Source organism: Butyrivibrio hungatei, from assembly GCF_900101605.1.
Lineage (GTDB): Bacteria > Bacillota > Clostridia > Lachnospirales > Lachnospiraceae > Butyrivibrio > Butyrivibrio hungatei_B.
In genome coordinates, this window is record NZ_FMUR01000005.1 from 126,192 (window position 1) to 139,956 (window position 13,765).

General features: G+C 38.8%; 11 protein-coding genes. 9 read left to right on the forward strand and 2 right to left on the reverse strand.

The features are described from left to right. Positions 1-4 precede the first annotated feature (4 nt). The 9 genes from BLP87_RS04340 to BLP87_RS04380 all read left to right on the forward strand — a co-directional run bounded on the left by BLP87_RS04340 (position 5) and on the right by BLP87_RS04380 (position 11,192). Positions 5-820: a glycosyltransferase family 32 protein gene (locus BLP87_RS04340; RefSeq protein WP_074461606.1), complete on the forward strand. Its 816-nt coding sequence runs from the start codon at positions 5-7 to the stop codon at positions 818-820. A 33-nt stretch (positions 821-853) separates the two neighbouring features. Then, positions 854-2,581 (forward strand): hypothetical protein, encoded by a 1,728-nt coding sequence (locus BLP87_RS04345; protein ID WP_143002086.1) that lies wholly within the window; start codon positions 854-856, stop codon positions 2,579-2,581. Continuing rightward, positions 2,578-3,999, forward strand: a complete 1,422-nt coding sequence (locus BLP87_RS04350; RefSeq protein ID WP_074461608.1) for a flippase — start codon at positions 2,578-2,580, stop codon at positions 3,997-3,999. Before BLP87_RS04345 ends, BLP87_RS04350 begins: the two co-directional genes overlap by 4 nt. Before the next feature lie 138 nt (positions 4,000-4,137). After that, on the forward strand, positions 4,138-4,770 hold the full coding sequence (locus BLP87_RS04355) for a hypothetical protein (protein WP_074461609.1): 633 nt from the start codon (positions 4,138-4,140) through the stop codon (positions 4,768-4,770). A gap of 85 nt (positions 4,771-4,855) precedes the next feature. Continuing rightward, complete coding sequence (locus tag BLP87_RS04360) at positions 4,856-6,613, forward strand: hypothetical protein (RefSeq protein WP_074461610.1); 1,758 nt, start codon at positions 4,856-4,858, stop codon at positions 6,611-6,613. Further along, positions 6,613-7,581, forward strand: a complete 969-nt coding sequence (locus BLP87_RS04365; protein ID WP_074461611.1) for a glycosyltransferase family 2 protein — start codon at positions 6,613-6,615, stop codon at positions 7,579-7,581. The genes BLP87_RS04360 and BLP87_RS04365 overlap by 1 nt, the downstream gene beginning before the upstream one ends. Before the next feature lie 19 nt (positions 7,582-7,600). Further along, entirely contained in the window at positions 7,601-8,101 is a 501-nt protein-coding gene (locus tag BLP87_RS04370) for a hypothetical protein (protein ID WP_074461612.1), read from the forward strand. A 36-nt stretch (positions 8,102-8,137) separates the two neighbouring features. Continuing rightward, positions 8,138-9,799 carry a hypothetical protein gene (locus BLP87_RS04375; protein ID WP_074461613.1) on the forward strand — a complete coding sequence of 554 codons (1,662 nt, stop codon included), beginning with the start codon at positions 8,138-8,140 and terminating at the stop codon, positions 9,797-9,799. Continuing rightward, the gene (locus tag BLP87_RS04380; RefSeq protein WP_074461614.1) at positions 9,774-11,192 is read left to right on the forward strand and encodes a hypothetical protein; all 1,419 of its coding nucleotides are present in this window, start codon (positions 9,774-9,776) and stop codon (positions 11,190-11,192) included. The genes BLP87_RS04375 and BLP87_RS04380 overlap by 26 nt, the downstream gene beginning before the upstream one ends. Positions 11,193-11,253: 61 nt before the next feature. Here the strand turns inward: BLP87_RS04380 and aroA are convergent, their stop codons facing one another. Both aroA and BLP87_RS04390 read right to left on the reverse strand, forming a co-directional pair. After that, on the reverse strand, positions 11,254-12,585 hold the full coding sequence (aroA, locus tag BLP87_RS04385; RefSeq protein ID WP_074461615.1) for a 3-phosphoshikimate 1-carboxyvinyltransferase: 1,332 nt from the start codon (positions 12,583-12,585) through the stop codon (positions 11,254-11,256). Positions 12,586-12,602: 17 nt separating this feature from the next. Beyond that, the gene (locus BLP87_RS04390; RefSeq protein ID WP_074461616.1) at positions 12,603-13,697 is read right to left on the reverse strand and encodes a prephenate dehydrogenase/arogenate dehydrogenase family protein; all 1,095 of its coding nucleotides are present in this window, start codon (positions 13,695-13,697) and stop codon (positions 12,603-12,605) included. Between the last annotated feature and the right edge of the window lie 68 nt (positions 13,698-13,765).

Consider the following 13,765-nt stretch of genomic DNA (forward strand, 5'->3'; position numbering starts at 1 on the left):
AACTATGATTCCAAAGATTATACATTATTGCTGGTTTGGCGGGAATGAAAAACCTGAAAGTGTCCTTAGATGCATAGAGTCATGGAAAAAATATTGTCCGGATTATGAAATAAAAGAGTGGAATGAAGATAACTTTGATATAAACATCAACAACTATGTAAAAGAGGCGTATCAAAACTCTTTTTGGGCATTTGTCAGTGACTATGCAAGGTTTTTTGTTTTATACAAATACGGTGGATTATATTTTGATACCGATGTAGAACTGATAAAACCTATCGATGACTTGGTGGAAGAAGGCCCTTTTTTTGCGAGAGAGCATAAGGATAAACTTATAATCGCAACAGGGTTGGGGATGTGTGCACTACCGGGAATGAATCTGTACAAAGAAGTTTTGGGATATTATGACACAATGCATTTTGTATATGAAGACGGAACTTTTAATAAAAAAACCGTCGTGGATCATGTGACCAAAGTGCTTGTCAAAAATCCAAATGAGTACAAGAATATGGATACTGTTTTTAAAATTCAGGATATAAGCATATATCCCAAAGAATTTTTTTGCCCCATTGATTATCTTACGGGAGATGAAGAGTATACCGAGAATACAAGGGCGATTCATCACTATGATTCGACATGGCTGTCTGAAGGTGAAAAGGAGATCAATCAAAAAGTACGTAAAGTAAATAAGAGGTTTGGTCACAAAATAAGTTTGGTTTACAAGATTTTACTTGAGACTGATTCAATATATAAAGAGGATGGATTAAAAGCTTCTTTTCGCCATATAAAGATCAGAATGAGAAACTGGTCAAAAAATATGTGACAGAACAAAATTGAAAAGGAAGATATGACGGCTTTGGGAAAAAGAAAAGATACTTATTATGCTTTGATATGCTTTTTTGTGTGTTTTATTCCAAGGATCATCATCAATTTGGGAATAAAGGCGAGTACCGGAGGACACGATGATCTTGGTTTTTTGGCTGTACCCTCTTACTTGGCGGGATATGACTGGAGTGGAGTAATCAAGCATACATCATATTATGGATTTGGTTTTTCAGCTTTATTTATGACTCCTATCATAAAGATATTCGGCGGCACACCTTTTTTGATGTTTCAGATCATGTGGGCGACAGTTGCCGCATTTCAGTCTCTTGTGGCGGTAGCGGTATATTATATAGCGTACGATCTCTTTGAATATAAAGACCGGAATTTCTGTGCGATATCAGGAATAATAATGTCTTATCTGACATTCTGCTCGTCATGCAGATTGGAAAACGATTCGGTTATGCCTTTGTTTATATGGGGAATTATTCTGATATTGTCATTGCTGATAAAAAGTGATGAACACAGAATGGAAAAAACTATTTGTCTTGATCTCGTGGTGATTTTTTTACAGTTTATGCATACAAGATCTGTTATTATATGGATCGCGTTGTCTATTGTTGTTATTATCTACAGAATCATGGAAAAAAGATGGCCGGTGTGCCCCAAGACTTATTTGGCAGGTATGGTGATCGGAACATATCTGGTTAAAAAAACAGTTTCTTATGTCCAGACGGTTGTCTGGGGAACTACCGATCTTGCCAATTCTTCCGCGGGTTTGAAAAACCAGTTGCTTAGCGGTGCGGAGTCGGGAAGTGCCATTGAGTATATCAGATCTTTTGTTTTCTTATGTGCAGGTGAATTGTTCACCATAATTCAGTTTTCAAATATATTATTTGCGGTAGGGCTTGTTTCAATCCTGTTTTTCTTGTTTGACAAAATAAAAAGAGATGACAGAAAATCAGAATTTTATAGTCTTATTTTTCTTTTGATATTATTTATGGGAATGTTGGGAGCTTCGGGGCTTTATTGGAACGAAGATGCAAGGAATGCAATGGCGTCGGGGGAGTTTTCAAAGGGGTTCTTTTATTTGAGGTATATTTCTACATTTGCCATGCCTATAGCCTTTTGGGGAATTGCATTAACGCGTGATATCAATATGAAATATATGGCGTTACTATCTTTTTTTTATATAGTATTATGCCTGTTTGTTATCAGCAATATAGGTGCGTTACCCAATCAGGATTTATGGGCGACTTTTGCATCAAAATATAAGGGAAACTTTAAATCTATGCTTACCCAAAACGATCTTTCAATTGTGAGCATAGTCAGTCTGTCTGTATTCTTTTTCTTTTGGTTGCTATGCAGAAAACCAGGCAAGATCAAAGCATTGTCAATGATATTTTTGCTTGTTGCGACTTTTTATAATTATACTTATCAGATCCAAAACGGCGCAAAGATGTGGGGAGAAAGCGTATATAACAGCGTTGACGGATTAAGAACGCTTAATACGGCTTTTCTTGATGATTTTAATATCTATTGCAATGATGATATTCAAAAATATGCGCTCCAGTTATCTTATCCCAGGATAGCGGTGAAAGATTATGAGGATTATAACGGTGAAAAAAAATCGGTATTGATATCTCGTGATACGGATGGCATTAAAAAGACCGATCTTTATTATGTTATCTGTGATGACGAAGTGATTTATTTTTCTGATGCCGAAACAAAAAAATCAGTCTTGGAGCGGATAAATAAATGAGTACGATTAAAAAAAATTCTATACTGAATGTCCTTTATACTCTGGTCAACATTCTTTTTCCCATAGCTGCAAGCGTCTATGCGGGAAGGGTACTTATGGCGACAAGAGTCGGAACCGTGACTTATGCGCAAAACTATGCGTCATATTTTATAATGATTGCGTCAAGCGGAATGGATATATATGGCATCCGTGAAATATCAAAGATAAATAAAGGCGATTCAAAGAAGGGGGAAGTGGAAAAAGTTTTTAATGAGCTTTTTTCCATAAATTTCTTTCTGACTTTATTCGCACTTTTATGTTATGGCATTATAAATATTTTTAGAGGTAATGCGATCAATCCGATTTATCTTGTATTTGGGCTTCAGATTCTTTTTAATTTTTTTAATGTTGATTGGTTTTATCAGGGAATTGAAGATTACAAATATATAGTTAAACGAGGCGTGATAGTAAAAACATTGGTCCTTATAATGATCTTTTTGACTGTAAAAAGTGAGAAAGATTATGTTATCTATGCCATGTGGATTGCATTGGTCGGCGTGCTTAATTATATATGCAATTTATGGAATCTGATGAAGCAGATAAAGATCAGGATTGTGGTTGTGGGATTGCGTAAGCATTATATGCCCTTACTTATGCTTGCGGTCAGTACATGGTTATCGCTGTTCTACAGCAAACTGGATATATCAATGCTTGGAGTGATGAAAGGAGATACCGCTGTAGGATTGTATTCTACGGCACACAGGGTTATCTTCATGATTGTTACTGTTTCAACGGCGGTCTCGAATGTGTTTTTTCCCAAAATGAATGTTCTTTACAAAGAGAATTATGATAAGTTCTGTAAGCTGATCACGGCGGGAATTGAGTATATTTCGGCGATTGTCTTTCCGATGATAATCCTGTGCATTTATTACGCCGGAGAGATGATAGTTTTTCTGTGGGGAGAGTCTTTTAAGGGGACGGAATATATTTTATTGTTCCTTATACCGATTGCTTTTTTTCAGAGCTTTGGAAATTTGTTGTGCTATCAGCTGATGATATGCATAGGAAAAGAAAAAGAGCGTATACCTGCATATGCAATCGCATGTATTTTGAATGTTATATTGAATATATTGCTTATACCAAAGTTTGGGGCGATAGGGGCAGCCATAGCGTCGTCTTTCTCCGAGATGTCAGTGAATCTGGTGCAATTTATTTATGTGAGAAAAATAATCAATATAAGGGTAGCGCCAAAGAGTGTGCTCGGAATTTCGACTAGCATTTTTTTAACTTTTATTATTACGGCTTTTATTCACCATATTGTGACAAATTTTATTCTGGGAATGATTTTTTCTGTTGCCGGAATAGCGACAATTCAAGGAATACACGCTATTTTTATAGATAATAGCAATATTAAGGATAAAATATTAGAAAATATTTAAAGTAGCTTTAATTGTGAAAAAAATTCGAAAAATACGAATAGAAGTTTACAAAGGATAAAATTGTGCTATTATAAGACACATGCGAAAAGCAGAAGATTCTGTTTTTTCGTAAAAAAATAATAAGGGAGAGCATTTGTTATGAGTATTAAAACATTTAAGAGAATTCTTGCAGTAACAATAGCAACTTCAATGCTTGCTATGCCTCTTACTGTAGGAGCGACTGACTCAGCTGACTCAACAAGTTCTGATTCATCGGTGACAAGACACGAAGCAGCCTCTGTTAAGACAACCAGCGAAGTCTCTGTTAATGATTCAGTAGTACAGAACGAACTTCCTGGTATTTTTGAGATTACTGCATCGCCTGCGGTTACAGGTATTGCAGTAAGAGGAACGGCAGCTCAGATTAAGCAGAAAGCAGGTCTTTCAGGTAATGAATCACCTCTTGTAAGAGCTTATTCGGTAGAACGTAAGAAAAGCCCTGCAGTTTATGCAAGCTTTGATGCAGCTGCATCAATTGTTGGAGGTAAACTGGTCGGCGGAATCAATGTTGACCTTGGTAAGGTTGCAGAGGGAAAGTATACAAAGCTTCCTGCAGAAGTTTCTGTTCCTGCAACAATTGGAATAAAGAATTATAATCCTAAGCTTAATTATTATGTTGCTAAAGTAGTTTCCGGTGGAGCAATCGAACTCATTCCCGTAAGTGTTGAAAAGGGAATGGCTACGGTTGATATTACCGGAGGATTGGCCGGATATGGCCTCATAGTAAAGTAATCTTTATGACTTTGAGGAATATACAATTTTATATTGGAGGGGGAATGACAGATACAGTCATTCCCTATTTTATAGTGAGGGGTGCATGAATATAAAAGAAAGCAGCTTTAGCTACATAGCGGTAGTTGCGGTAACTTTGGTTTCTCTTGTGTGTTTGTGCATGTATGGTATTCAGGGAATATACAGCTTTTCATTGTTCCCTGATGAATTCGGCTATTGGGCCGGTGCGGCAAAGGTTTTGGGATATGATTTCAGTGAGATCACATCAATCGGATCATTTTATTCATTTGGCTATTCTTTGATACTTATGCCTGTAATGAAGATTTTTTCTGATTCCGTGCTTGCATATAGGGCAGCAGTAGTTGTTAATTTACTGTTGCAGGTTTCATCTTTTTTTATCTTTACTAAAATAGCGGATAGGTTATTTGAAAATACCGACAGACTGACCGGGGCGATTCTGAGCGGAATTGCGGTCTTATATCCTTCGTGGGTGTTTTATGTACAGATGACTATGTCCGAAGCGTTGCTGTTCTTTATGTATACGCTTGTAGTTTTTCTCATGATGTTTTATTTGGATAATCCTTCTGTTTATGCGGGAATTTTAGTGGCGATAGCTGCTATATATGTATATTCCGTGCATATGAGGACAGTGGGGATTCCGATTGCGGTTATTTGCACTATTTTGTTTGATTGTGTTTTGAGGCAAAAAAGACATGGATCCGGCAAGTGTTTTTTAATTGCAGGCATGTCTGTGTCACTTATTATTTGTGGTTTTATCCTTTGTCTTTTTCTAAAAAAATACATGATTGGAGTTTTGTACTCCGGTGGTGCCAAGAATGTTACGGCAATAAATGATTATTCCGGACAGATGTCCAAATTTGCCGAACTTTTTACCGTTGCCGGGATAGGCAGATTTTTTGCAGCCATGTCAGGCAAGGTATTATATCTTGGATGTGCAAGCTTTGGAATGGGTTATATTGGTATCTATGCCCTTGTTAAACGCGTAATACGCAAGGATGTGAAGGCATTATTTGTTTTGCTGGCATCTCTTTTCCAGTTTGTGGTGATGTGTATTTATCTTATTCACAGTGCTGATGTTGTAGAGGAACGGTACGATCTTTTTCTTAACGGCAGATATATTGATTATGTTGTACCGCTTCTGACAGTGATAGGGATGAATGAAGTTTTGCATTGCCGCGTAAATATAAGGATAATTGCAAGTCTTGTATCAGTGATGATAAGTTCTGCTGCAATTTCCTGTATGGTGGTTTTGAGAAATAAAGTTGGGATGAGAGATCCGCATGGGATGCTTATGGTAGGCATGAGCTATTTTATGGATGAAAAAAATGTCAGACCTGCACGGACGATTATAATCAGTACCGTTTTTGCATTACTTGTCATGTTTGTGATGATGGGGATTGCATTGTTTTATCAAAAGAGTGGAAATTTTTATGTTTTATGTATTATTCATCTGTTTCTTATTGGACTGTCTTATAATGCGTGCGATCATTTCATTTATATCGGACAATCATATATATATGGCGACATACAGGTGGCTGATGAAATTGCGGGTTTACGTAAAGAAGGACATAGTGGGGAAGTAATTTTAATATATGAAGGCGGACTTGAGTATATTGACACGGTTCAGTTTAGGCTTCGTGATGAACATATCGGAGTGATCTATGCAGGTATACGTGGAGAGTTGTCGAAACTTAAGGACGATGATCTTGTTTTGGTTGATTATGAAAGTGATCTGAATGCAGAGCTTTCTAAAAAATATGACAGTTCATGGGAATCGGGACATTTTGAGCTATATTACAACAAAGTTGGGAGAGAAAATTAATGAAGCTTATTATTCAGATACCATGTTACAACGAGGCAGAAACGCTTGAAGTTGCGCTTAACGACCTGCCAAAACACATAGATGGAATTGATGAGATTGAGTATCTTATCATCAATGACGGAAGTAAAGATAATACAGTAGATGTTGCCAGAAAATGGGGTGTCCAGAACATAGTAAGCTTTAAACAGAATCAGGGGCTTGCTAAAGGCTTTATTGCGGGACTGGACGGATGCCTTAGAAGTGGCGCGGATATTATTGTAAATACTGATGCAGACGATCAGTACAAAGGAGAGGATATCGAGAAGATTGTACGCCCGATACTTGACGGTGAAGCGGATATCGTTATCGGAGCAAGACCTATTGATGATACCGAGCATTTTTCTTTTGTGAAGAAAAAGCTTCAGCATTTTGGAAGCTGGATAGTAAGAAAGGCATCGAGTACCACAATTCCCGACGCACCGAGCGGTTTCAGAGCTTTTTCAAGAGAAGCTGCAATGAAGCTCAATGTAGTAAATGATTATACATATACCTTGGAGACCATTGTTCAGGCCGGAAGAGAAAAAATCCCCATGACGAGTGTTCCGATCAGAACAAATGCCGAACTTAGACCGTCAAGATTGTTTAAGAGCATTTGGGGATATGTAAAAAAATCAATGATAACCATACTCAGAGCATATGTCTTATATAAACCTCTTAAGGCGTTTTCATTGTTGTGCCTGCCGTTTTTGACAGTAGGAATGGCTATAGGTGTAAGATTCCTTTGGTTCATGGCTCACGGAACAAGCGGCGGACATGTTCAGTCTCTTATACTTGGATGCACGCTCATAATAATCGGCTTTTTGATTTTTGTAATAGGTGTTATGGCTGATACACTTGCTGCAAACAGGCGTATTTTGCAGGATGTGCAGTTCCATGTAAAGAGTATGGAATACATGAGAAGAGCCGGTGGGAATCAATTTGAGATATAAAAATTGGGGAGTTGAATAAATGATATCATATGTAAAAAGAATTGAGAGAATCAGAATTATAGTCGGATTGTTGCTGTTCTTTGGTGCTTTGTGTTGTTATTGCCTCAATATATCAGCTTCCGAGCAGGTAACCGGGAGTTTACAGACGGTAACGGAAGACATAGTTGCATACGATTCAATGGATGTATCTTCGGGAAGAGTAGATATTAAAGCGGGCGAAATAATACTTGTTGCTGACGAAGATTCGGAATGGTTGCATGTTTTATATCAGGGAAGCAATCTGTATATAAAGAAAACTGATGCTTCTGCCTTTGGAAAACTTGAAAATGAGGACGCTGCAAAGGAACTTGAGAAGACTGCACAAATGGATAAATCTTGGATAGAATCCTATATTGTGCAGATGAAAGCTATAAGAAGCGGAAGGATATGGAGAACTGTCATAGCGGTAATGATCGTAGCGGTCATTGTATTTATAGTGATGAATAGTATCAGAAGAAATACTTCTGGAAAAATAAAGTAAAGGATAGTTATACGTTGTAGTTCTGTATATTTTGCTATGAAACGAGATGAGAAGAAAGTAGATTATTGTTTGAATCATATAAGCGGAGGGAAAGATTCTTTTGAGGATTTAAAAAACAGGATATATGAATATATTAATCCGGAGCCTGACAAAGGCTCCGATTATCTTGTTGATTATCTGGTAAGAGTCCTTCTTTTTTTGTTCCCGTTATATGTTTATGACAGTGTCGGAGTTATGGGGATATCCATGAAAGATATTCTTTTTGGCATTGTTGTTCTTATTATGACCGTGCGTTGTATAAGAAGTTTGCTTCGGAAAAAGATCTGTTTGGGAAAGAAAGAGCTTTTTATACTTGGAATTTTTGTAAGTGTGCTGGCATGTTTTTGTATACAGACAATAGCGCTGAGTGCTGAGGTTTCGCATACATATTTTTATGTCGGGATGTTTCTTTTGCCGTTTTGTGTAGGCTTTATTGAACGTAGCAAAAAATATTATATGAATATATTTGTTTCATCATACATCATTGTATATCTGAGTATATTTATATATATCTTTACAGCGAAAGCGACGTTTCTTGGTTTTGAAGAATATCTTGATGAAAGTTACAGGCTTGTGCCTTCTTTTTTACTTAGCAGTGCTGTTTGTGCCTTTTTATATATCATCGAAGAAAATAAGAAGAAGCAGATCTTATATCTTGTGCTGGAAGCGGTCGGATTGATTGTCCTTTTTCTGTACGGAGATACGGTGGCATTTATGATGCTGCTTATTTTTTTGATGTGTCTTCAGTTTGTAAGAAGAGCGACAGTGAACTTTGTTAAGAAGAATCTGATCCTTTTGTTTGTATTTGCCTTTTGTGCATCCAATGTTCCGATACTTGCGCGTTTTGGAACAATCGGGATCAATAGATCGTTTAATCTTAAATATAGTATTTGCATAGATATGTTTATTGCGATAGCCTGCTTTTTTATTGCCGGATATTGGGATCGTATTCCAAAAGATCATAAGGAAGATTGCATTGTTATGGTGAAATTTTCTGCAATATTTAAGCAAGCTGTTCTTATACTGATTGTTCTTCTCGGTCTATGCTTTGTTTTTGGAAGTAAGGCGGATAGTCTTTTGGGAGGATTCGGAGGAGAGGTTTTAACGGGATTTTCCGGGGCTTTATGGGATTCTGTCAGCAGTTCATACGGTGAATTGTGGCATGTGCTTGAAGTATATGGAATTGTCGGAAGTGCGGTGCTGATCATATTCTCTGTGTTTATCTTGAATATACTTTATAAAGCCTGGAAGAATCATGAGACAACAGAAGAAGAGAAGGGATATATCATGATAACTCTTCTTTTTATAGTGCAGAGTTTATTTTATCCTTTTACTTCTGTGTCAATGCCTTCATTTCTGATATTTGCGGGATTTGCGTTTAAGGCGGCATGGAAGAGTAATTACATATCGAAAGATGAGAAAACAGATTCGGGCAACAGTTTTGATGCGATTTCAAAAATGGAGATTTTCTTTATAACAGTATTTTCATCGGCACTACTTGTTTTGGTAGCTTTTGCATTATATAGGACCTTTGTTCCTGCAGGCGCCGAAGGCGGTGACAGCTCACTTGTGCAGACAGTGATCGAGCAAAAGGAACAACAGACTATAACTATGGATGAGAAAGAGAATAATAATGAAGAGAAAGAAAATGGCTTATAAGAATAAAAAGCTTGGGCGGGGATTGTTTATTGGATTAATGTGCCTGATAGGAATAACCATTATTATCGGAGCTGCGTTTATTGTGCTAAGGCCTTACAAGATTACACTTGATCTTGGTGACGGATCGGCACCTATGACAAAAATATACACGGTAAACGCGGGAAAAATAGATTTGGGCATACCTAAACGTTCAGGGTATAGATTTACGGGATGGACAGGTTCGAACGGAACCAAACCGCAGATAGATATTGCAGTCGGAAACGGAGTGCTTGGAAATCTCTGCTATACAGCCAATTGGTCAACCAATCTCGATGTTACATGTCAGGACTGGATAGTTGATAAGAATGGAAATATGATACGAGAGATAACTGATGAAGTCGATCGGTTTCTTGATGAAGGCGGAAGCTCAAAGGAATATACTGTCCAGAAAAGGACTGTTCAGGTTAAAAAGGGAACGGTAGTGAGCGCGTCGAAATGGGGAGAAGACAAGGATTATAAAGCATATTCCGACAAATATATGTATGTCGGTGCATCAAAGGATGTTACCGTAAATGAAGACGGAGCGGTGCTTTTTAGATATTTTTATCCGATTCTTGATGTGAATTATGCTTTAGATGGCGAGAATGCCACAAATAATGCTGATATAGCTTTTTTTGATCTGTATGTAGACGGAGAACTTGTAGATGAGGGTGCTTATGATTTTTGCGGTGCCATACCTTACGGATCGGAATATAAGATTGCATTAAAGAATGTCAATCCTCTTTATCAGTACGACAGTACGAAAGAAATTGCAGGTAAAATGTCTGATTCAAGAGGTGTGGCAACCGCACGTTTTATGACCAGAGAAGGTAATTGTAAGGTTACCTGTGAAGATTGGGTTATAGACGCATCGGGCAAGAGAATAAAAGAAATTACTTCTGAAGTTGATAAATTTCTGGCTGAAGGTAAGAGTAAGAAAGAGTATCATTCTCTTGGCAGAAATGTGAATTTTAGCAAAGGTGATATTGTCAGCGGAGAACTTTGGGGATGTGATAATTCCAAAGGAGCTTATAGCAGCGGCTATGTATATGTATCTTCTTCAAAAGGAGTTTCGGTCGATGAAAAGGGTGCGAAAGTATATCGCTATTTTTATCCGGTTCTTGATGTGAATGGTGAGCTAAACGATGAGGTCTTAAAAAATACAAGTAAGATAGCGAAGTTTAATGTATATGTCGATGGAAAGGCTGTTGCGGAAAATATTGCAGATTTCTTTGAAGGAGTTCCTTATGGATCGGAGTATGAAATAAAAGATATTAAAACTGAAACCGGATATGAGCTTTTAAAAGATGACTATTCGGGAGTAATGGGAACTATAGAGAACTGTGTGGATTTAAGATTTAAAGCTGCAAGCTGATAAAAAATGAAGGTGCTGTGAAAACGATTTTTGATATTTCACAGCACCTTTGATTTTTATATTATCTTGTCAGGTTCTTCAGATCTTCAAAGAATGTAGGATAGGAGATTGATACGCACTCCGAATCCTGTATGACGGTTGGGCCTTCAGCGGCGAGCGATGCAATCGCAAAGCTCATTGCAAGTCTGTGGTCGGCGTGACAGTTGATGCTTGCACCAAATAGCGGTTTTCCGCCACGGATTATCATACCGTCGTCTGTAGCTTCCGCATCGCAACCCATTGCGGTGAGGTTCTCGACAACAGAGGCGATACGGTTTGATTCTTTTACTTTGAGTTCTGCGGCGTCGCGGATAATTGTCTCACAGTCGGCAGTTGCGGCAAGAACCGCAACTACGGGAAGTTCATCTATCATAGTCGGTATGTCTTTTCCGCCGATAATGAATTTACCGTTTTCGTTTCCGCAGAGCTTACTGTATCTTACGAGGATGTCGGCTCTTGATTCCTGAGAATTGTCTTCGTTAAGGAGAGTGATGTCTGCCCCCATTTTTTTCAAAACATTTATGATTCCCGCGCGTGTCTTGTTGACACCGACGTTTTTGATAAGAAGCTCGGATCCGGGAACGATAAGAGCTGCTGCGATAAAGTAGGCGGCAGAAGATATGTCGCCCGGTACATTGATGTCGATTCCGTGAAGCGCCCTTCCGGGATGAAGGATGGCAGAGGCTGTTCCGTCATTTGCAGTCTCGTTGTGAATGTCGGCACCAAAAGCGGAGAGCATTATCTCTGTGTGGTTTCTTGAAAGAGCAGGTTCGTGAACGATAGTATCGCCTTCGGCGTAGAGCCCTGCGAGTATGATCGCGGACTTAACCTGTGCGGAGGCGACGGGGCTTGTATAATCAATTCCTTTTAGTGTCTTGCCGCCTTCGATATTAAGCGGAGCACAGCCGTTTCCGCGCGCGGATGTTATAGATGCCCCCATAAGTGTAAGAGGATCGATAACTCTTTTCATAGGACGCTGTTCTATTGAAGAGTCGCCTGTGATCGAGGTGTCGAAAGGTTGCGCTGCAAGAATTCCGGACATGAGACGAGTCGTTGTTCCGCTGTTTCCGGTATAAAGAGTCTCGATGGGAGCGGAGAGACCGTTTAATCCCTTTCCGTGAACGGTTATCTTTTTGACATTTTTATATTCGTCTTCTTCGCGGTCTATTGTTATTCCGAGCTTTCTGAAGCAGTCAATGGTTGAAAGACAATCGGCACTTTCAAGAAAACCCGTGATGGTGGTATCACCCTCGGCAAGTGCGCCGAACATAATGCTTCTGTGAGATATTGATTTATCGCCTGGAACTGTAACTTCCCCTCTTAATGGACCTCTGGCTTTTTCTAGTGTAGTCATGTGAGTCTCCTTGTTTTTTACAGATAGATGTTATAACCGTTACTTTTAAGTACGCTGTTTGCTTTGTCGAGACCTTCCTTGTCGTGAAGTTCGATCCGTAATGTACCGCGCTCGTATTCCCTGTTGTGCACGATACCGATGTTTTTAATATTAATTTCATTGTCGGACAAAAGAGTCGCAACTTTGGCAAGTCTGCCCGGATGGTCGTCAATCTCAACCGTTATCTCGTAAACTTTCTGAATGGGGCCGCTTGATGTCGTGATAAATGACTCTCTGTATTCTCTCGCTTTTGAGAAAAATTCAAAGAGTTTCTCATTGTCTTTTTCATCGATTGCAAGTTTGATGTCATATAAGGAATCGATGTATTTTGACAAAAGATCTGAGATATTTGCCGAATTGGTCGTACAGATCTGTTGCCACATAACGGGAGAAGATGATGATATTCTTGTTATGTCCTTGAAACCGCCCGCTGCGATTGTTTTCATAAGTTCATCTTCAGAATCGTTGTCTTTTACAAGGTTAACGAGCGAAGCGGAGATCACGTGCGGAACGTGGCTTATCGCCGCAGTGATATAGTCGTGCTGCTTATATTCAACAACAAGCGGGATCGCACCGATCGTCTTTACCAGGTCATAGTATCTTTTTAACCTGTCTTCATCCGTGATGTTTGTCTTTGTCAGGATGTAGTACGCATTTTGCAAAAGAGAGGACTTGGAGTTGTTAAAACCGATCCTTTCGGTACCTGCCATTGGATGGCCGCCGATAAATTGATCTTCAAGTCCGAGTTCTTTTATCTTCTCATGTATTCCGTTTTTGACGCTTCCGATATCCGTGAGCGTTGTTTTTTTATTCAAAAAAGGAAGGAGCTTTTGGATATTATCATTGTTGCACTCAACGGGAGCGCACAAAAAGATATAATCGCAATCGCTGAAATCTGCGCCGATCTCATAGAGGGGAGTGTCGATTATCCCTTCGGCATGCGCGGTATCTACGGTCTCTTTGTGAGGAGTGTAGGCGATTATCTTTGAAGACGGCTCATTTTCCTTTATTGCCCTGGCAATCGATCCGCCGATAAGTCCGAGGCCTATAAAACCATAGGTCGTATTGTTCATAAAAGGTAGAACCCCCTAAAATCATGTATTCTTGTGAAAAAACTATAACACTTTAATGTGCGAAAATC

What these genes read in the sequence shown, in the direction of transcription:
- BLP87_RS04375 (WP_074461613.1), top strand. Translation starts at nt 8,138, where the DNA reads ATGAAACGAGATGAGAAGAAAGTAGATTATTGTTTGAATCATATAAGC.
- BLP87_RS04365 (WP_074461611.1), top strand. Translation starts at nt 6,613, where the DNA reads ATGAAGCTTATTATTCAGATACCATGTTACAACGAGGCAGAAACGCTT.
- BLP87_RS04360 (WP_074461610.1), top strand. Translation starts at nt 4,856, where the DNA reads ATGAATATAAAAGAAAGCAGCTTTAGCTACATAGCGGTAGTTGCGGTA.
- BLP87_RS04355 (WP_074461609.1), top strand. Translation starts at nt 4,138, where the DNA reads ATGAGTATTAAAACATTTAAGAGAATTCTTGCAGTAACAATAGCAACT.
- BLP87_RS04380 (WP_074461614.1), top strand. Translation starts at nt 9,774, where the DNA reads ATGAAGAGAAAGAAAATGGCTTATAAGAATAAAAAGCTTGGGCGGGGA.
- aroA (WP_074461615.1), bottom strand. Translation starts at nt 12,585, where the DNA reads ATGACTACACTAGAAAAAGCCAGAGGTCCATTAAGAGGGGAAGTTACA.
- BLP87_RS04340 (WP_074461606.1), top strand. Translation starts at nt 5, where the DNA reads ATGATTCCAAAGATTATACATTATTGCTGGTTTGGCGGGAATGAAAAA.
- BLP87_RS04390 (WP_074461616.1), bottom strand. Translation starts at nt 13,697, where the DNA reads ATGAACAATACGACCTATGGTTTTATAGGCCTCGGACTTATCGGCGGA.
- BLP87_RS04350 (WP_074461608.1), top strand. Translation starts at nt 2,578, where the DNA reads ATGAGTACGATTAAAAAAAATTCTATACTGAATGTCCTTTATACTCTG.
- BLP87_RS04370 (WP_074461612.1), top strand. Translation starts at nt 7,601, where the DNA reads ATGATATCATATGTAAAAAGAATTGAGAGAATCAGAATTATAGTCGGA.